The organism is Streptomyces sp. NPDC002825 (genome assembly GCF_040295385.1).
In the GTDB taxonomy this organism is placed as follows: Bacteria; Actinomycetota; Actinomycetes; order Streptomycetales; family Streptomycetaceae; genus Streptomyces.
Map to the genome: position 1 here is coordinate 1 of NZ_JBEOVH010000011.1, position 18,452 is coordinate 18,452.

Annotated in this window: 19 protein-coding genes and 6 pseudogenes; 16 read left to right on the plus strand and 9 right to left on the minus strand. The window is 67.0% G+C overall.

Features of this window, described 5'->3' with window-relative positions; all coding sequences use genetic code 11:
• Positions 1–205: 205 nt before the first annotated feature.
• The 4 genes and pseudogenes from ABT041_RS16270 (at position 206) to ABT041_RS16285 (ending at position 3,127) form a co-directional block, all read left to right on the plus strand.
• Positions 206–969: pseudogene (locus ABT041_RS16270) on the plus strand (transposase family protein).
• A 51-nt stretch (positions 970–1,020) separates the two neighbouring features.
• Entirely contained in the window at positions 1,021–1,356 is a 336-nt protein-coding gene (locus ABT041_RS16275) for a hypothetical protein (protein ID WP_351184494.1), read from the plus strand.
• 386 nt (positions 1,357–1,742) lie between these two features.
• Positions 1,743–2,135: a hypothetical protein gene (locus ABT041_RS16280; protein ID WP_351184496.1), complete on the plus strand. Its 393-nt coding sequence runs from the start codon at positions 1,743–1,745 to the stop codon at positions 2,133–2,135.
• A 272-nt stretch (positions 2,136–2,407) separates the two neighbouring features.
• Positions 2,408–3,127, plus strand: coding sequence for a dienelactone hydrolase family protein (locus ABT041_RS16285; protein WP_351184498.1), 720 nt, complete (start codon positions 2,408–2,410; stop codon positions 3,125–3,127).
• A gap of 268 nt (positions 3,128–3,395) precedes the next feature.
• Here the strand turns inward: ABT041_RS16285 and ABT041_RS16290 are convergent, their stop codons facing one another.
• The 4 genes from ABT041_RS16290 to ABT041_RS16305 all read right to left on the minus strand — a co-directional run bounded on the left by ABT041_RS16290 (position 3,396) and on the right by ABT041_RS16305 (position 6,907).
• Positions 3,396–4,646, minus strand: a complete 1,251-nt coding sequence (locus ABT041_RS16290) for an MFS transporter (protein ID WP_351184500.1) — start codon at positions 4,644–4,646, stop codon at positions 3,396–3,398.
• Between the two features lie 726 nt (positions 4,647–5,372).
• On the minus strand, positions 5,373–5,633 hold the full coding sequence (locus ABT041_RS16295) for a hypothetical protein (protein ID WP_351184502.1): 261 nt from the start codon (positions 5,631–5,633) through the stop codon (positions 5,373–5,375).
• A 450-nt stretch (positions 5,634–6,083) separates the two neighbouring features.
• A complete protein-coding gene (locus ABT041_RS16300; protein WP_351184504.1) occupies positions 6,084–6,308 on the minus strand; it encodes a hypothetical protein in 225 nt (74 codons plus the stop codon).
• A 299-nt stretch (positions 6,309–6,607) separates the two neighbouring features.
• Positions 6,608–6,907 (minus strand): hypothetical protein, encoded by a 300-nt coding sequence (locus ABT041_RS16305; RefSeq protein ID WP_225802736.1) that lies wholly within the window; start codon positions 6,905–6,907, stop codon positions 6,608–6,610.
• A 313-nt stretch (positions 6,908–7,220) separates the two neighbouring features.
• On the opposite strand from ABT041_RS16305, the pseudogene ABT041_RS39035 reads away from it, so the two are divergent.
• Both ABT041_RS39035 and ABT041_RS16320 read left to right on the plus strand, forming a co-directional pair.
• Positions 7,221–8,103: pseudogene (locus ABT041_RS39035) on the plus strand (IS630 family transposase); the annotation flags it as partial.
• 41 nt (positions 8,104–8,144) lie between these two features.
• A protein-coding gene (locus tag ABT041_RS16320) for an IS5 family transposase (protein ID WP_351184508.1) occupies positions 8,145–8,989 on the plus strand; the annotation gives its coding sequence in 2 pieces (ribosomal slippage) (positions 8,145–8,489 and positions 8,492–8,989; 843 coding nt in all).
• Here ABT041_RS16320 and ABT041_RS16325 read toward each other — a convergent pair.
• Complete coding sequence (locus tag ABT041_RS16325) at positions 8,968–9,552, minus strand: hypothetical protein (RefSeq protein ID WP_351184510.1); 585 nt, start codon at positions 9,550–9,552, stop codon at positions 8,968–8,970. The genes ABT041_RS16320 and ABT041_RS16325 overlap by 22 nt on opposite strands.
• A 66-nt stretch (positions 9,553–9,618) precedes the next feature.
• Here ABT041_RS16325 and ABT041_RS16330 point away from each other — a divergent pair.
• From ABT041_RS16330 to ABT041_RS16345, 4 genes and pseudogenes are all read left to right on the plus strand, one after another.
• Positions 9,619–9,861, plus strand: a pseudogene (locus tag ABT041_RS16330) (hypothetical protein); the annotation flags it as partial.
• Between the two features lie 45 nt (positions 9,862–9,906).
• Positions 9,907–10,314 carry a hypothetical protein gene (locus tag ABT041_RS16335; protein WP_351184514.1) on the plus strand — a complete coding sequence of 136 codons (408 nt, stop codon included), beginning with the start codon at positions 9,907–9,909 and terminating at the stop codon, positions 10,312–10,314.
• A 164-nt stretch (positions 10,315–10,478) separates the two neighbouring features.
• Positions 10,479–10,910: pseudogene (locus ABT041_RS16340) on the plus strand (helix-turn-helix domain-containing protein); the annotation flags it as partial.
• 182 nt (positions 10,911–11,092) lie between these two features.
• Entirely contained in the window at positions 11,093–11,530 is a 438-nt protein-coding gene (locus ABT041_RS16345) for a DUF4259 domain-containing protein (RefSeq protein ID WP_351184516.1), read from the plus strand.
• Between the two features lie 180 nt (positions 11,531–11,710).
• On the opposite strand, the gene ABT041_RS16350 is transcribed toward ABT041_RS16345, so the two are convergent.
• The 4 genes and pseudogenes from ABT041_RS16350 to ABT041_RS16365 form a co-directional block, all read right to left on the minus strand.
• Positions 11,711–12,211, minus strand: a complete 501-nt coding sequence (locus ABT041_RS16350; protein WP_351184808.1) for an NUDIX hydrolase — start codon at positions 12,209–12,211, stop codon at positions 11,711–11,713.
• A gap of 54 nt (positions 12,212–12,265) precedes the next feature.
• Positions 12,266–12,700 (minus strand): annotated as a pseudogene (locus ABT041_RS16355) (helix-turn-helix domain-containing protein); the annotation flags it as partial.
• Between the two features lie 69 nt (positions 12,701–12,769).
• Entirely contained in the window at positions 12,770–13,516 is a 747-nt protein-coding gene (locus tag ABT041_RS16360) for a class I SAM-dependent methyltransferase (RefSeq protein ID WP_351184518.1), read from the minus strand.
• Positions 13,517–13,604: 88 nt separating this feature from the next.
• Positions 13,605–14,438 carry an ATP-binding protein gene (locus ABT041_RS16365; RefSeq protein WP_351184519.1) on the minus strand — a complete coding sequence of 278 codons (834 nt, stop codon included), beginning with the start codon at positions 14,436–14,438 and terminating at the stop codon, positions 13,605–13,607.
• Between the two features lie 433 nt (positions 14,439–14,871).
• Between ABT041_RS16365 and ABT041_RS16370 the strand changes: the two genes are divergently transcribed.
• From ABT041_RS16370 to ABT041_RS16395, 6 genes and pseudogenes are all read left to right on the plus strand, one after another.
• The gene (locus tag ABT041_RS16370) at positions 14,872–15,234 is read left to right on the plus strand and encodes a DUF1304 domain-containing protein (protein ID WP_351184521.1); all 363 of its coding nucleotides are present in this window, start codon (positions 14,872–14,874) and stop codon (positions 15,232–15,234) included.
• Entirely contained in the window at positions 15,231–15,797 is a 567-nt protein-coding gene (locus tag ABT041_RS16375) for a TetR/AcrR family transcriptional regulator (protein ID WP_351184523.1), read from the plus strand. Before ABT041_RS16370 ends, ABT041_RS16375 begins: the two co-directional genes overlap by 4 nt.
• A gap of 197 nt (positions 15,798–15,994) precedes the next feature.
• On the plus strand, positions 15,995–16,330 hold the full coding sequence (locus ABT041_RS16380; protein WP_351184525.1) for a hypothetical protein: 336 nt from the start codon (positions 15,995–15,997) through the stop codon (positions 16,328–16,330).
• 57 nt (positions 16,331–16,387) lie between these two features.
• Positions 16,388–16,714 carry a hypothetical protein gene (locus ABT041_RS16385; RefSeq protein ID WP_351184527.1) on the plus strand — a complete coding sequence of 109 codons (327 nt, stop codon included), beginning with the start codon at positions 16,388–16,390 and terminating at the stop codon, positions 16,712–16,714.
• A 77-nt stretch (positions 16,715–16,791) separates the two neighbouring features.
• Positions 16,792–17,429, plus strand: a pseudogene (locus tag ABT041_RS16390) (transposase); the annotation flags it as partial.
• Between the two features lie 21 nt (positions 17,430–17,450).
• Positions 17,451–17,879, plus strand: coding sequence for an ester cyclase (locus ABT041_RS16395; RefSeq protein WP_351184529.1), 429 nt, complete (start codon positions 17,451–17,453; stop codon positions 17,877–17,879).
• Positions 17,880–18,452: the final 573 nt, after the last annotated feature.

Sequence of the window (18,452 nt, forward strand, 5' to 3'; positions counted from 1 at the left end):
AAACTACGGTGCTCAACCACCCGGATCACCAAACTCGTCCAGGCTGTCCTGACCCTTCATCTGACCAGCTCAGGGTAAGGATGGAAAAGGCTCACTGAATGTCTTCCAACCTTGTTTCTGTGAAGGTCAGTTGGGCCGACAGCGCGGTGAAGCCCCTGGTAGATGGGTTTTCGACCAAGAGAACCATCTCCACCAGAGGCTTCACATGCTTGTCTACCCGTCGGGGATCGACGTGTCGAGCTCCGCTCTGCGCTTGCTGTCCGCACAGCTGCGTGCCCACCGTCGCCAGCGCGGCACCCGCTGGCGACGGCTGACCACAGGCCGCCAGGCCCTGTTGGCCCTGGCCCACCTGCGGTGCGGTCACACCTATGCCCAACTTGCGGCCGGCTTCGGCGTAGGCATTACCACCGCCTACCGGTACATCGCCGAGGCCGTCGAGGTCCTGGCCGCGCTCGCCCCCGATCTGGCGAGTGCGGTCAAGGCCGCATCCCGCAAGGCGTTCGTGATCCTCGACGGGACACTGCTGGCGATCGACCGGATCGTCGCCGACCGCCCGTTCTACTCCGGGAAGCACACGAAGCACGGCATGAACGTGCAGGTCCTCGCCGATCCGTTCGGCCGCCTGCTATGGGCCTCGCCCGCTCTGCCCGGCGCCGTCCACGACATCAAAGCGGCCCGCAGCCACGGCATCATCGATGCCCTTACCGACGCCGGCCTGGCCTGCTGGGCCGACAAGGCCTACCAAGGCGCCGGCGGCACCGTCCGGGTGCCTTCCGCGGCGGGTGGGAGCGACTATCCGCAGGACAGCAAGCCGTCAACATTGCCCACGCGCGCATCCGGGCCCTGGGCGAGCACGCCATGGCCACCCTCAAGACCTGGCGCCTGCTACGCAAACTCCGCTGCAGCACCAATCGCACCACCAGGCTCGTCCGGGCCATCCTCACCGTGCACCTGAACTGCACCAACTGAGGTAGGCCGTCGTCCTTCACCACGCCTCGACCTGAGGATAGAAAAGACTCCATGAGTTTCGACATCTTCGTGCGCCGGTTCGAGAACGGTGAGCCGGCACCGTTGGACATGAGTGCTGCGCACGAGGTCCTCGACCCCTATGGGGTGGCACGGGATCCCCGGACGAACTTCCTGCAGATCCGTACGGCGGAAAGGGAGGAGGCGGATGTGTTCTTCTCCAGCCCGGACAACATCACCTTCAACCACTTCGGAGGCGACGGAATCACGGACCTTATAGCCGTCCTGCTGCGCCGACTGGACGCCGTGCTCGTCGTCCCGGGCGGACCAACCATGATTCAGCGAGACGAGGACCGCGACCTGCTGACTGCCGCTCTCAGGGACGAGTAGCCCGTCGTCGTGGCCCTCACCGGCGCGGAGATCGATTGGGCAATCCGGGCTTCCTGAACGAACGGACGATGGGCCCACCCCTGGTACGTACCACCGGGAACGGCCTCGTGAAGACCACTCTCGTCCTTCACCGACCTGAGGTTGGAAAAGGCGCTCTGTCGCGACTGAGAACCCACCCTCCACAGGTATTGACGATTGCTCATGGTGGGGAGCCATTTGGCCTGGGAGGTTGTGCCACGGGGTCGGGTCGGGATGCTGCATGTCGTTGGAAGTCGCGTGGAGTGCTGTTGCGAGGGTGTCCACGTCGTTCGTTATAGGACGAAAATTGGACGCACTCGTTCTCGTCTCCGCAGGCACCCCTTGGATCACACCACCAGGAGGAACCAGTGTCGTCACACCCGCAACCGCTCACCCCCGAGGAAAAGCTCGCCGACGCGAAGGAGCAGCTGGGCCTCCCGCGTATCGTCGTGATCTGCGGCTCCACCCGTTTCATGACCGAGATGACTGAGGCTGATCTGCGGGAGACCACAGCCGGAAAGATCGTTGTCAAGCCGGGTTGCGACATGAAGTCGCCGCACGCACTTTGGTCCGATCCTGTCGAGGCCGAGGCGCTGAAGGTTCGACTCGACGATCTGCACCGAGCGAAGATCCGGCTCGCTGATGAGGTGCTCGTGGTCGGCGACTACATCGGAGACAGCACCCGAGCCGAAATCGCCTACGCCCGGTCGCTGGGCAAGCCCGTGCGGTTCACGCACCCCGAAGTCGACCCCGACGCCTGACCGCCCACCCCGCACGCACCGCAGGCACCCCTTGGAATCGATCACCGAGGGGCCATCCCGGAAATGATCCACGACATGCAGTTCGACCAGCGACGCTGCGCCTCATCCGGCGGGGGCGGGGCGCGACCGAGATACGCGCCAAGGGGGCAACGGGACGATCTCAGCTCCCTGAGCGTCGGTCCCGCCCCGTATGTCAGTGGGACACCTGCGCCGTTCTGCCAGCGGCAGAACACCGGCCGGTCCAGGCTCGACGATCACTACAGTCCAGTCTCATGGCGACGACGATTACGACGCGTACGGTCGAGTACCCGGCCGACGGTTTGACGATGATCGGGTACCTCGCGCTCCCGGCCGGTGTCGACCGCCGGCCCGCAGTGCTGCTCGGACCAGAGGGCATGGGGCTCAGCGACGTCGAGCGCCGCCGCGCCGATGCCCTTGCCGAGCTCGGATACGTAGCGCTGGCCTTCGACCTTCACGGCGGGCGCTATTTGGGCGACCCCGAGGAGATGCTGGCCCGTTGCATGCCGCTGCTCGCTGATCCCGACCGGATGCGGCGTATCGGCCACGCGGCACTCGACGAGTTGCGCACCGAACCGCGGACCGACCCCGACCGGATCGCCGCCATCGGCTACGGCACCGGGGGTGCCATCGCGCTGGAACTCGGCCGCGACGGCGTCAACCTGCGTGCGATCGGGACCGTCAACGCAACTACCACCGGCCGACCGGGCGAGGCAGCGCGCATCCGCTGCCCGGTGTGGGCCGGGGTCGGGTCGGAAGACCCGATCATGCCGCCCGCGCAACGAAACGCGTTCACCGCCGAGATGCAGACCGCGGGCGTCGACTGGCGCCTCTCGGTCTACGGCGGCGCCTTGCACGCCTTCCACCACCCGCCGGTCGACCACCCGACGGTCCCCGGTGTCGGCTACCACCCACAGCACGCGCAGCGAGCCTGGCGCGACGTCGTCGATCTGCTCGCCGAATGCCTGTCGTGACGGTGGACGAGGGGCATGACCCGGGCAGACATGCCGGTGTCAGGACTGGTCAGCGTCGCGCGCGCTGACAGTCTCCTCCCGCATGCCGAGCACGTTGCGGTGAGCGTCTTCGAGTTGAGGCGGCGGTCAGGGAGGATCTTGCAGAGAACGAAGGGGGCTGTCGCGACTGCGTGCCAGTGGGGATCCTCTGTCCCGCTTCGGGGAGGAGCAAGTCTGAGGCACCCCACCCACGTGCGGCATCGCGGATACTCCGAGAGTGCCGTTCGGGTCATCTCGTCACTTCCGCGGCAGCGCTCGCCTGCGGCCGGGTCCGCATACCCCAGCGGGCGAGAGACGGGCCGGCAGCGCCCAGCGCAGCGAAGAACAGCGCCAGCAGAAGCCACCCCGCCGTGCCGAGGCCGAGTACCACCGTGGTGAGGATCGCGGGGGCAAGAGCCTGGCCCGCGTTGAAGCCGAGGCCGAGGACACCTTGGTACTGGCCCTGGGCATGTTCGGGGGCAAGACCGAAGCCGAGAGCGAAGCCCGCCGAGGACTCCCAGACCTCTGCCAGGCTATGGACGAAGATCGCGGCCAGGATCAGCCCTGCTGCCGCCCAGACAGGGGTGTACGCCGCCAGCGCCATCATCGGGCAGCTAACGAGGAAGAGCAGTCCCGCGGTGCGGAACGCCCTGCCGCCGTCGTGCGGGGTTTCGATACGGGACCCGATCCTGGTCTGCATCAGCACGCAGAAGGCGGAATTGACGCCGAACAGCGCGGCCACCGTCCAGCGCGGCGCTTGCGTGTGTTCGGAGATCCAGATCGGCAGGAGCAGGGAGACCACCGGGTATTGCAGTCCCATGGCCCCGTAGAGGGCGGTGAACGTCAGGAACGGGCGGTCCGTGAGAGCGACCCAGCGACGCTGCTGCGACGGTGCGGCCAGCACCGGGTAGCGGGGGAGCAGGAGCAACAGCACCGCGCACAGGGCGAAGCTCGCCGCGTTGCCGAGGATGAGCGTGACATAGGCGCCGCGGGTGTCCACGGCCAGGGCCAGCCCTGCACCCACCGTTCCGAGAATGACGCCCAGGTTGACGAACGTGCGCAGCTTCGCCCGGAACATGGCCGGGCGCTCACCCCCGACCCGGGCCACCAGGGCGCCCGCCGCCGCCCCGCCGGCCGCCGCGGCGATCTGGTCGACCGTCGCGATGATCGTGAGCGCGGTCCAGCTCTCGACGAGGACGAGGGCCGCCATCGAGATCGCCTGAACGACGAGGGCCAGCATCATGATCGTGCGCGCCCCGCGTCGATCGGCGAGCTGCCCTCCGGGTATCCCCGCGCAGAGGCCGATCACTCCGGCGATGGTGAGCGCGGCGCCGACCTGCACCGCGGGCAGGCCCACGACCGAGGTGAAATAGAGTGCCGACGCCGCATTGAACAGACCGTTGCCGACCCGGTTGACGAAAGTGGCGGCGATCAGCACGCGCTCCGGCCTGCTGTCCCCCGCCATGCGGCCTATTCGGCCTGCCAGACTGCCCTTGATCATGGACGCACGCTAGCAGCGGTCGCACAACCCGCCGCCGTTGTACCAAGATCGCGTGCCTGGATTGCGACGTGACCCTGACGCGTGTTCCTTCCCCCAGAAGGCCGGTGTCGTCAAACGAACGAATGCCGACAGGCGCGCCTGGCGTCCAATGAACCCGCACTTACCGGGCCCGACGGCGGCGCCGATCCAAAGACCGACGCCGTGCGCACCGCCTATCTGGAGCGCCGCTCCACCGCAGCCCTCGCCCGCGACCACGACGTCAGCCGCGGGGCCATCCGCACAGCCGTCGCGGACCTCCTGCCCGACCGCACCGTCGCCGCCGAGGACTCCCCGGCCTCGGAGCTGCTGGTCACGCTCGATATGCCAGGCAAGAGGTCGCCCCCGGCGCATGCGAGCGATGGGGCCTATTTGCGGGTGCTGCTGAGTTGCAGGCCGGCGAGGACGACGGTCTGGGCGATGATGAGGCGGCGGTCGAGTACGGGCTCGTCGATGTCCACGATGCAGCGTCCTTCGAGGATCGCCCATTTCCTGTGACCGTGAATCCTGCGCCCAGCTTGCCGGTGAAGACGAAGACGTAAGGGAGGTCGCTGCCGCCGACCCAGCTGGAGTTCGAGAACAGGGACCAGATGCGGCGGACGGAGCCCATCGCGGGGTTGTCCTCGCGTCCCTGGAAGCGGCCGAGTCCGGGCTGCTCGAGCTGCCAGGTCGCGGTCACGACGGACCGCTTCAGGTCCCGGCCGAACGTGCCGACCGGCTGCTCCGCGGTGTCGGTGCGGAGGTGGTGCTCACGTCGTAGACGAGGCCGGCGTGGTGTCCGTCCTCGCCGTTGCTGAGGGTCGTGATGCCGGTGAATCCGGCTTGCACACCGTCCTCGGGGTGGGGGCGAGGACGCGCAGAACTTCGTATGGACGGCGCCGTGCGGCTTGCCTTGCTCGGCCGCTCGGCGAACGCCTGCGTAAGCCACTGCTGTGCGGCGACGTCGCTCACGTGCGTACTCCTGCCGGCGTCGTGCGCCCTTCCCTACGAAACAATGAGGGCATTCGGGCGGCGACCGGGGTGCGCCATGCGCGGGTGGGGGAGTACTGAGCTGACCTCGCTCAGCGGCAGCCCCGTACGCTCAGTCACTCAGGGGAGTGCGAGTGAGAGCTCGGTCCGGCGCCCTGCCGACTGGTCGCTGAGCGGCTCGCGGCTTGTTTCGAGGGCTGCAGACGGATGATAAGCGCGGGCGATGGAGCAGTGCTTTCGTTGAGGAGAGCATCGCCTCGACTGCGTGGAGACGCACGAAAAAAGGAACGCGCACCTCAGGCCACCCGGCCCTGTGCCACGCCCTCATCCAGTACCGGTGGATCGACGTCTGTGACCCGGCTGTACGGGCACGCAGTCCGTCATGCTTCCCGTGATCCGGACTGGCATCGGCATCGGTGGTGGGCGTCGACATCAACGCGCTGCAGATCCGGAAGGCTCGCGATGTGTGGGCTCGATTTCGGTCGGCTGCACCAGTTTCCAGCTCTCGCGAGCAGCGACGATTGCCACTGTGGCGGCGAACACCGAGAAGAGGCCAGCCGAGATGGGGCTCCTGCACATGGCCGCGGTCGCGGCCATGTAGGCGCTGACGGCCCAGTCCGCCCAGTTCTGCCTCAAGATCATCACCACGCCGCTCACGGCACCTCCCGGCGGGATAGACCATGGGGCGAAGCACGCCACTCAATGAGTGCAGCCCGGCGTCGGTGCTGGGGGCGGGACGCTGTAGAGGAATGGACGGGGGCTGCGCTGCCGGGCCGTCGCATGGGAACGGTCACGGGTGAAACCGAGTGTCCGTGTGGTGCGTCGTACCGGCAGCGCCCCTCACCCGCGACAGCCGGTTCTTACAGCCGTTCAGGTATGCGGGTGCTCGTCATCGGTGCGGTTCTTGGACGACTGCCCCCGGCCGGGGGTACGCGATCCGGCCGGGCCAGAGCGGGTCAGACGGTTGCGGCGAGCCAACCGATGGTCTCGGTGGTGTGCTTCCCGTCGCTCTTGGTGGCACCGGCGTACACCTCGTTCAGGCGGATGAGGAAGCCGGTCGTTGTGACGTCGTGGATGCGGATACCAGGCGTTTCAGGACCGTTGAAGGTTTGGGTCAGCGGCAGAACGACGACGCTGGAGCCAGGCGGGAACGGGGTCGGGAACGTGACGCGGGTGAAGGTCGACGTGTTGCCGCCGGCCGTCTCGATCGCGTTGTCGGACTTCAGGTCGATCTTGCCGGTCTGGATGAAGCTCATCACTGACTTCCTGATCTAGGGGGTTGCTCGGCCGACGTCGTCGGCCGACACAAGGCTTGTCCGGTGACCGACCATGTATGCCGAAGTCCTGCGGACGAGTGATCGCGTTTCAGCCACAGCCCAAGTGCGCCGAGGGGCGGGCCGGACGACGCGGCGACCGACTCGGATGTGGACGTGCATATCTGTCACTCACCGCGTCCGACGCTCGGAAGTCGTGCCAGAACATGTCGTGAAAAAAGCCAGGCTTCTGAACCTTGACTGAGTGAAGTCGGTGCCGTTCGCCTGACGGCTGGATGTCCGTGCCGGTAGAGCTCTGGGGCGTGAGGACGCGCAGGGCGGTGGGCTGACCGATGCCGAGAGAGCCACACGCGAGCGGTTACGGCTCCGGGCCGTGGAGCGTTTCGAGGGCGGGCAGAAGAATGCTGAGATTGCCGCTGCCCTGCGAATCAGTGTGCGGTCCGTCGAGCGGTGGCGCCTAGCCCGGCGCGAGAACGGCGAGGCTGGGGTTGTCGCAGGGATCTCCGCGGAGACCACGGCTCAGCGAAGCCCAGATCACCAGGCTGGAGCGCGAGTTGGAGCGCGGACCACTGGCGCACGGCTGGGCGGACCAGAGGTGGACGCTGGCACGAATCAAGACTCTGATCGGTCGGCTGTTCCATACCTCCTACACGGTCGAAAGCACCTGACGACTGGTGAAGCGACACGGCTGGAGCTGGCAGCAGCCGTGTCGCCGGGCGATCGAGCGCGATGACGACGCCATCGAGGTCTGGAAGAAGGAGACCTGGCAGCGGGTGAGACCAACCGCGGCGGAGCGCGGGGCCTGGATCGTCTTCGAGGACGAAGGCGGGCAGTCGATGATTCCGCCGCGCGCCAGGACCTGGGGCCGGATAGGCCGGACCCCGGTCGTGAAGGTGAGAGGTCGGGGCTCTGGGCGGGTGTCGATGGCGGGCATGGCCTGCTACAAGCACGGCGAGAGGTCCCGGCTGATCTACACGATCCGCGAGTACCGGGGCCGCGAGGACGAACCGAAGGGCTTCGGCCGGCGCGACTTCCGCGACCTGATCGCCGGCGCACGCATCCAGCACGGCGGCCCGATCGTGCTTGTCCGGGACAACGTCCGCCTGCACCTCACTGTCGGCATGCGGGAGTTCATCGACGCAAACGCCGAGTGGCTCACTGTGTTCCAGCTGCCCACTTAGAGGTCATCTCATTTGGCCGACTCTGTAGGCTGCGGGCCGTGGTCGGGATCGTTGAACGGCTGGTGCCGGACGAGTTGTGGGAGCTGTTCCAGCGGGTGGTGCCGGAGGCACCGTCGCGGCCCCAGGGTGGTGGCCGGCGTCGGCACGGTGACCGGGAAGTGCTGGCGGCGATCGTGTTCGTGGCCACGTCGGGCTGCACGTGGCAGCAGCTGCCATCCGCATCGTTCGGACCATCAGGAGCGACGGCCCACCGGCGCTTCGCCGAGTGGACGAAGGCCAGGGTATGGGCCAAGCTCTACCGCCTGGTCCTCGACGAACTCGGCTCCCGAGGCGAGCTGGACTGGTCCCGCTGCGCGATCGACTCGGTGAACATGCGGGCCTTGAAAAGGGGGACCTGACGGGTCCGAATCCTGTGGACCGGGGCAAGTTCGGCTCGAAGATCGACTTGATCACTGAGCGGACGGGTCTGCCCATCTCTGTCGGGATCTCGGCGGTGAACCTGTACGACAGCCAGGCCCTGATCCCGCTGGTGAAGGGTATCCCGCCGATACGGTCCCGCCGCGGGCCCCGGCGGCGCAAGCCGGGCAAGCTCCACGGTGACAAGGGCTACGACTACTCTCACCTGCGGCAATGGTTGCGCAAGCGCGGTATCTCGCACCGCATCGCCCGCAAGGGTGTCGAGTCCTCGCAGCGGCTGTGCCGTCATCGCTGGACCATCGAACGCACCATGGCCTGGCTCGCCGGCTGCCGGCGCCTCCACCGACGCTACGAGCGCAAGGCCGACCACTTCCTCGCCTTCACCAGCATCGCCTGCACTCTCATCTGCTACCGCAGGCTCATGCCCACCTGGGGCGGCAAGGCTCAGGTGTTCGCGGCGCCATAGTGCAGGACGTCGCCTTGTGGAAGCAGGTATCCGATGTCACGCGTCTGCGGCAGCCTTCCCGCCAGCGTCGATACGTCAGTGCAGCCGGAGACCTCGAAACCGATGACCCCCAGGCTGAAGGAGGCGCTCTTGAAGGTTTCGGCCCCGATGGCAGCCAGCCATTCGTCCATCACGTCAGACCTGAAGAACGGCCGACCGCCCCAGTAGGCAAGGCCCGCCTGATCCAGCGCGCCGACGGGGACGTAAAAGTCCAGCCAGTCGCTGCTTTCATCGCCGCCCCGGATCGCCACACAACCGCAGACGACCAGTTGGCCCGTCGGTAGGCGGACCTGACCGTGCAGGTGTCCGAACTCGGCCAGTGATCCGACGGTGCACGGCATGGGATCCTGCTCCTCAGGTTCACGGTCTCTCCGCCCGAAGCACCCGTGAACGTCTGCGGCGGACCACAGAGCACTCAGGACGGCTTGAACCTGGAAATCATCACTCGATCCCACTTCTATGGCCAGCTCGTAGTAGCCGTCGGACCAGTTGGTCTGGTCCCGGAAGGCGGCAGGACTCGTCATGGCGTGATCATGCGGCAGTGCCATCCCTCAATGCCACCCGCATTCAGCGCGGCCGGACCAATTGAGATGGCCTCTTACGCACCCCACCTCAAGCCGGCCGAGGGCGTCTGGTCGGTGGTCAAGCGCGACATCGGAAACCGCGCCGCGGCCGACCTCGGCCAGATCACCGGGGCCGTGAAGCGCCGACTCAAACAGATCCAGTACCGGCCGCACGTGGTCGACGGCTGCTTCGCCGGCACGGGCCTCGGCTTCGGTACGGACGACCCGGAGAACCACGGTCAGCGCCCACCCCGCCGCCCCCCCGGATGAGCGGGCCACTGGTAGCGAACAGTTTGCTGCGCTTGTATAGGCGCCGTGAGCCCAGAACCCGCCTTCGAAGATGTAGCCAATCCCACGCCTGAGGAGATGACCGCCTGGGCCTACGCGCCCGGAGCGCAGTCCCCGGTCTCCCAGGACTGGGACCTCCTCGCAACACGCCCAGCCTTCGGCTCACTCTTCGTGACCCTGGCCGCCGACGGGCAGTGCCCCCACCGCCAGTTCTTCCTCGGTTGCCTGTATCTCCTGGCTGGCGACGCCGTGCGCACGCGCTTCCGGACGATGCCTGAAGCAGGCCTGCGCGCGCTGACCGACGAGGCAACGTCGACCGGAGAAGCCTGGGTCAGCACCTGGGCAGCACGCACTCGAGCCCTGTGTCGTACCCCTGAGTCCTTCGACTACGAGGACTGGTGCGAGTCACGCGGTCTGGCCAGCACGCCGACGTGATCAACTCGGCGCCGACATCACCAGTTCAACCTCAGTTGCTTACCGCCACACTCACGACGGCGTGGTTCCACCGTGTGCGGCTGCTCCGCTAGTTCTGTGACCGCGTTCCTTTGCCGGGTGGCCCGTTGAGCTGGTGACGACTTCGGCCGGCATGGGGAGGCGGGATGGCAGCACCGGTGAGGGTTCGTGGACTGTCTGAGCAGGAGGGGCAGAGGCTGCAGCAGATCGTGCGGCGGGGCAGTACCAACTCGGTGCGGTTCCGTCGGGCGATGATGCTGCTGGCCTCGGCCGGCGGCAGCACGGTTCCGGTCATCGCACGGCTGGTCCAAGCGGACGAGGACTCCGTCCGCGACGCGATCCACAAGTTCAACGAGATTCGGCTCGCATGCCTGGACCCTCGCTGGGCGGGAGGCCGTCCCCGCCTGCTCAGCCGTGACGACGAAGACTTCGTTGTGGCGACGGCCACCACCCGCCCCACCTCACTGGGCAAGCCCTTCACCCGCTGGTCGAACCGCAAGCTCGCCGATCACCCGCGAAGCAACATCGCTCGGCCCGTCCGGATCGGCCGTGAGGCCCTGCGCTGCTGTCACAGCCGGCCTGACCCTTCCCTGGAGCTCAGGCGTTGTGGAAGGCCACGCCAACCGCATCCAAATGATCAAGCGACAGATGTACGGACGCGCTGGCTTCAAACTCCTGCGCAAGCGGGTGCTGCTTGCCTCGTGACCACGTTGTCGGTGGCCAGTGCGACGATCCTCCAGACGGCCACGCAAGGAGAGACATGGGCACCTGGGATACCGGCCCCTTCGACAACGACACTGCCGCCGACTTCGGAGGTGATCTGGACGAGGCAGCGCGGGAAGAACGCGAACCCATGATCCGCGGCGTGCTCGTACGCGCCGCCAGCCTCGTGGACTTCCTCGGTATCTACGACGGCGAGCGGGCAGTGGCCGCAGCGGCCCTGGTCGTCGCCCAACTTCCTGACGGCGAGCCGGCGTGTTTGAACTATGGCCCATCAGAGCGGGTGCCGGAGTTGCCCGCAGACCTTCGAATGCTCGCCGTCGACGCCCTGGACCAAGTGGTCTCCGACCGGTCTGAACTCGCCGAACAGTGGGCCGAAGCTGCGAACTGGTCGAAGTGGCGTCAGGAGATCACCCGCCTCCGCGACCTCCTTGACCCTCCGATCCCGCCACAAGAGGAAGCCCTGTTCGAGATCTAATCGGTTATTCAAAGTCACAGACCATAGAAGTTGAGCCAGAACCCGAATTCCGGGAACACCTCGGTGCTTGCTTCGGGACCATGGTTGTGCCGCACCGACTCCTACCGCCTCGCCACCACTCGCGCTCGCGCAGAACAACAGTCCCTGGGCTGAGGGAACCGATCGAAGAGGCGAGAACGGTCAGGACTGCGCGGTCCGGAACGCGAGATACCGGTTGAAGGCCTCATGGCTGTCGGGAGTGAAGCGCCACTCCAACAGGGCCGAGTGAAGCTCTGACTCGGTCAGCCAGCCATGCCAGGCGACCTCGTCGGGGTCGCGGGTCACAGCGTCCGGAACCACGGCTTCATGCACGCCGAGCCAGTGAGGGCTCAGGCCGCTGCGGTTGATGAACGTGAACAGCAAGCGCGGCAGGCCACGAATGCCCAGCTCTTCGGCCAGCTCCCGCCCAGCAGCCTGCTCATAGGATTCACTGACACCCACGGCGCCACCGACCATGACCTCATAGAGCCCAGGGAAGCGCGACAGCTGCTCCGACCGCCGGTGGACGAGGAACCGGCCACGCTCATCACGACACACCGTCGAGGCGATTCGATGCAGCCAGCCCTCCCGGACCGCCTGTCGACGGCTGACCACCCCCAGGACACGATCTTGACGGTCGACACGCTCCACAAGTTCATCCATGAAACACACCCTGGCAGAACCCACTGACAACGCTGCTTCCCGGCGAACCGTTCTCAGACCCTCCTGGCGGAGCAGATTGCGCACGCCCTCGTGTCTGATGTCGTGGACCACCTCCTCGGCAATGAGGAAGTCGGCCAGGGCCATGCTCCAGGTCGAAAACGGCAGGACGTGCCCAGCCGGTCTCGATCTGGCGATCTCCTTGATCTCCCGGCGCTCCGGCAGGGTGAATTGCTTGGGCCGGCCGCCCCTGTACCTCGGGTGCAAGGAGTCGAAGTCGCCGGCATTGAAGTTGTGGATCACATCGCGGATCCGGTCGTCGCTGGTGAACGTCACCTCGGCGATCTTCGACACAGCCAATTCTTGCGTGGACAACAGCACGATCCGAGCCCGCCGCGACGTCACCACCGAGCCCGTGCCCCGGCGAATGATGCACGGCAGACGCCGCCCTTCGTCGTCATGGAGCTCCCGAACCCGCACTCGTACTGCCATCAAGGCAGCATGGTGCTCTGGCCAGAACCCAGTCCGCACGGCGCGACGGCGAGGCCGGATCTGATCCGACTACGCCCGGCGGGCGATCGTGATGATCTCGCCGCTCGTAGTGGTGACGGGCCCCCGATTCCAGTCTCCATAGCGGGCCTCGACCTCGAAGCCCGCCTCCGCGAGGAACGCGTCAAGAGCCGCAACGCCAAGGAAGCGCAGACTCGTGCGGTCGACGCGGAGCACGGCGCCGTCGGGCCCGGCAGTCGTCGTAGTGAAGGTGACCACGTCGCCGACGGCAGACTCGATCTCGTGCCAGACGCGCAAGGCACGGCCGGACGCGTCGATAACGTCAGAGGCGTTCGAAGGACTCCACTTTTCCCAGGCCCGCATCTGCGGGTGGCGGGTCTCGAAGGCCAAGTGGCCGTCTTCGCGCAGCGCGGCATGGATCGCCGCGAGCGAGGCGCGCAACTCGTGATCGGTGACGAGGCATTGGAACGCGTGGCTGACCAGCGTCACGAGGTCGAACTCAGCGGTCCACCTCGCCTCCGCCGCATGGCCCTCGACCCACTCGATGTCGGTACGTCGCCGTGCGCGGGCAAGTGCGGCACAGTCCGGGTCGAGGCCGATGAGGCGTCCGGCATGGCCGCCTTCGCGCGCACGGTGCAGCATGGAGCCGGTTCCGCAGCCCACGTCCAGGACTGCGCCTGCGGCCATCACCAGCTCCTCATAGAAACCGTCACTGGGCCACCGTTCAGGGTCCCACGGATTCAGCAGGTCATACAGGGCGGCGGCATCAGCGTCTGAGAACACTGCGAAAGTATCCACGCACCGATGACAGCTACCAACAGGCCGTCCACACCACACGGCCAACGTTGCCTGATGCGGCACTTGGCCGGAGGGGACCGGCTGTCGGTCAGTCCGTATCGACGTCCTGAGATGCAGGGTCGTCGCCGCGCTGGACAGTCGGGTGGGAGCGGCTCATGCTCACCGTGATCAGAACGGCTCCCAGCGGCCCGATGCCGTAGAGCACGGGGAAGTCCTTGCTGAATCTGATGATGAGGACGGCCAGTCCTACGAGGGCGAGGATCAGGAGAGGACGCCTGATGACGTGACGGCAAATGACGGCCAGTCGGTGCTTGGCTTCCCGTGCTTCGGTGAGGCGTGTTCGGCCTGACGGTGACATGACGTCAGCGTAGTCCGCTGGAGGCCGGTCAGACAGATTTGCATGCACCAGGGGGAAGACCACGCGTCCTTGCCCTCGGGCTGGTGCACTCTCGGGCGGTTGCTGCCTTGTGTCGCGCGGTGATGCCGGCGAGGCGGGAAGGCCTCGGCCGGTCCCGATGATGCGGGCTTCGAAGATGAGCCGGTCGACGATGACCCGGCAGACCTGCTTGTCGGTGAAGGTCTGATTCCACTCGGCGAATGGCGTGTTCGATGAGTTCGCGACCAGGTGCTGTACCTCGCGTTCGGTGAAGATCTGGAAGAGCGTCTCTGCGCCGAGCCAATCCAGGATGACGCAGCCGCGCTCGCCGAGGCGGAGCAGGTCCACTCGGCCGTACGTCTTGATCGGGCGGCCCAACTGCTTGTCGCTGGCGGCCCTGGCCAGCGCGCTCACCAGGTTCGCCACGGTCGTGCAGCGGACGCGAGGGCCTGCCTTGCGATGGCGGTTCCCAGCCCGATCAGCCGTTGGTTGTTGCGGCGCCAAAGTCGCCCACCAGGGCTCGGCCAGGAAGTCCGCGTAGGACACCTCTCGCCCAGGGCCTGGGCGGCGAAGTCCGTGGACAGGCCCAGGCTCCGGCAGGTCGCGTCGATCGTGGCCGACGGGTCGGCGTTGTAGGGGCCGGAGTCGCCAGCCTGCTGATCATGGGCCATGGCGAACTACGGCTCGCGGTTGAGGGGGGGCGGCATCCCTTCGTGACGGTCGGTGCGAAATGAGTGACGCTCGGATCGCGGTGATCGGCAGCTGACTGGTGATCTTGAAGTCGTCGCGCCCTCCCTGGGCAGGACCGATTCGCGTGCGTGCGCTGCGCAGACCTGGTCTGCGGCATGCGTCGCGGCTTTTGATCAAGCTTGCCGCCGACGGGTTCCCTCGTGGAGCCTCCCTCGCAGCACTCCTGGACGGATGTCCATGTATTATGGACACTCGTCCAGGAACTTATTGAGAAGTGAGGAACAAACTCATGGGGACAATCGCGAACGTGCTGGTCGCGCTCGTAGCCGCGCTGCACGCGTACATCCTGGTTCTCGAGATGTTCCTCTGGGAGAAGAAGCCGGGCCGCAGCCTCTCCGGCTTCGATGCGGACATGGCCCGCGCCACCGCCGGGCTCGCCGCGAACCAGGGCCTCTACAACGGATTCCTGGCCGCCGGACTGGTCTGGGGCCTGATCGCAGAGGATCCGACCGGGTTCCGGGTCCAGGTGTTCTTCCTCTCCTGCGTGCTCATCGCCGGGCTGTACGGCGGATTCACCGCCAATCGGCGCATCTTCATCGCCCAGGCGCTGCCCGGGGCGCTGGCGCTGGCCGCCGTCCTGCTGGCCCGATGACCAGCGTGCAGGCCGATCCCCGTACGGCGCGGACCCGGGCCAAGCTGCGCAAGGCGCTGCTGGAAGAGTGCGCCCTGCGCCCCCTGGGGGAGATCAGCGTTGCCGCGCTGGTGCGCCGGGCGGGAGTCGGCCGCGCGACGTTCTACCTCCACTACGCCGACCTGGAGGCGCTCGCCGTCGACGCCTGCGCCGACATCGTCCGCGAAGCCGTGGACGCCCTCCACGCGTGGCGCGGCGTGCCCGATCCCAAGACGCCGCCGCCGGCCCTGCCCGCCTTCTTCGAGAGTCTCACCCCCCATGCGGGCCTCTACCGGGAGCTGCTGCGACCGGGCGGCAGCGGCCCTCTCGGCCGAGTACTGCACGAGGATCTGCGCGCTCGCAGCCGTACCGAACGTGCCCTGGCCGGTGCGCCGGAGCCCGATCTGGTTGCCTCGGCCGTGGCGGCGACCTTCGCCGGGGTTCTCGCCGACTGGCTGCACGGCCTCATCGAGGCCACCCCTGCCGAGATCGCCCAGCGGGTCTGGCGCCTGCTCGTCAACCTGCATCGCACGCCTCTGACCTGACGGCCGTGCGGCCCGCGTCCGGACCAGGTGTGGAATGCGAGTCTGTGACCTGTCGTTCTATTGATCCGGACACCGCCATCGCCGAGTGGGACATGTACTTCGAGGCGCCTTCGACCGAGACCCCGCGGCCTGAGCAGCTCTGTGCGTGGCGGCCATGGACGGAGTGAGTCACCGCACCCTCGAATGACGGCATTGAGGTGTTCGCTCTACCGAAGCGGCTGACCCAAGCGCTCGGCAAGGCGAGTCCCGCCCAACTCGAAGAGCTCGCAAGCCGCTGGATCGCCCGGCTCCGCTCCGAGGACAGCACCAATATGACCGGCGATGACCTCCTGGTGGCCCCCACGCGAGGGCCGCTCGTTCCTGACGCCCTGAACGTCATCGGTCCCGGTGGCGTCGAAGTGCTGGGTGAACAGCCGAGATCGGTTGGCTGCGGCGATGTTGCCGGTACGCAGTTACTCGTCGCGGTGCTGAGTGCGGTGGATTCCGGTGACCATGTGGCCCCGCTCTCGTCCGTGCGGGCGCAGCCGCTGTGACTACGGCCTGCCGCGCCGAACGCGGCGAGAACCGCGCGGCCTGAGGAGAATGCGTTGATGACCCTCTACGACACCTACGGCACGAACTCCTACACCGTCAAGGAGTTGTCCAGCCTGCTCGCCGACCGACTCGCCGTGACTTTCGTGGAACGCGAGAGTGACTACCGCGGCGTCTACTTCGTCGCCACCCTCGCCGACACGACGGATCTCCAGGTCCAGTCGAACGCCATTCCCGGAGACGACGGGGAGGACGATCTGTATGAGGACGAGTACCCCGACGTGCCGGTACTCCTGCTCGTCACCTCACCGGCCGCCTCCGAGCCCCTCCGTGACGAGCTCTTGACGGTTGAAGGACTCATCCGTCTCAGGGCCGCTGGAAGCTGAGCAACCTCTGTGGGCAGGTCTTGACCATTGCTCGCATCGCAGACATCGATGAGGCAACCAAACATCACCCACGATAGGCCCCGCGAGTGAACGACAACCGCGTCGACGCCGAGACCGGCGAGCGCAGGCGGTTCTCCTCGGCGATCCTGCCGCCGTGGTGTCGCGAGTCGCCGAAGATCGGCGAGGCGGTGCCGCCGCTGCTGTACCTGCACGGCCTGTCGTCCGGCGACTTCGTGCCCGCCCTGGAGCCGTTCCTCGGCTCGGCGGCCGGTCTCTCCGTGGACACGGTCACGCGCCTGCTCCAGCAGTGGCAGGCCGACCACGACGCCTTCATGGACCGCGACCTGTCAGAGGCCGACTACGTGTACGTGTGGGCCGACGGCATCCACCTCAACGTCCGCCTGGAGGGGGCCACAGCCCGTGTGCTCGTGCTCGTGCTCGTGGGCGTGCGGGCGGACGCACCAAGGAACGCCGAGGACAAGCAGCACGCCGAGGCGGCGATCAAGACGTTCGCGTTCGCCCAGCTCTACAGCGCGAAGTTCCCCAAGGGCCGTCAAGACCGCTTTCGCACCACCGCCATGGTCTTCAAAATCGTCGAGTCCGCCCAGCAGCGGTGGCGGGCCGTGAACGCACCCCACCTTGCCGCCCTGGCCCGCGCCGGCGCCGCTTCGAACGCGGCCACCTCGCCGAACACCCCGAGGATCACGCGGCGTGAAGGGAATGCCAGACTTTGCCGATGATCAACGCCAAGGACACAGTCCGCGAGTTTCTTCTGCAGGTGCGATCAGGGCTGCACCCTGACCGAGCCAGTCGCTTCATGGCCGGCCGGGTACGAGCCCACCAGGTCGTCTCGGAGGCGCCGGTGGTCGTGGAGCGAACACCGCAACAGTACGCCGAGCACGTCCAGGAGATGCTCGACGCATACGGCGCCTTCACGCTGACCGTGGACGAGCTCATCGCCGAAGGCGATCGCGTCTATGCCCGCTGGACCCAAATCGGGCGGCATGTCGGATCGGTCGACCACTACCCACCGACCGGTGCGCAGCTCACAGCGACGACCAGTGCGGTCTATCGCGTTGAGGACGGCCTGATCGTCGAGTACTGGATCCAGATCGACCGGCAGGGAATCACCGCCCAGCTGGAGCAAGCCGCTGCCGAGCACTGATTTCAGACCCGATCCACAGGTATTGACACTTACTCTCCTGGCCTTCGTTCAAGGCGGCTACTTGTCGTGGCCGCCCTCGCCCCGGCTCGCGGACCTCGCTGGAGGTCTGCTCCTGGAGCGAGGAGATCGAGGTGCATCTGACTGCGGCGCGTCGCTGGCTGCGACCATCCGCGTGAGCCCGCGTGGCCGGCCCCGCCAGGCTCTGATGAGGTCGTCACCAAGATCCAGCCGACATGACGCGTTCGCGTTCGGTTGCCACCGCGCTGGGGTCCAGGTGAGTGTCGCCGACGCGGTGGACGGCCCTGCCGGCGGCGTATCGCGCGCTCACCTGTTCTTCAGATAGTTGGCCCTTACGGCATCAACAGCCCGTGCCGGCCCGCATCATGCGCGGCCAAACGCACCAGCACGCTCGTCGGGGCGGCCGGGTTCCGCCCCAGCCCTGACAACTGCGGCTGCTTGAGATGGACCATGGGCTCACGCTAGCCGAGCCGCAACAACGGCCAGTGCTCTGATTGTTCAGACCGCCGGCTCTCGCCACACACATGGCGGTGCGACGCTGAGCGGCGGATCGCC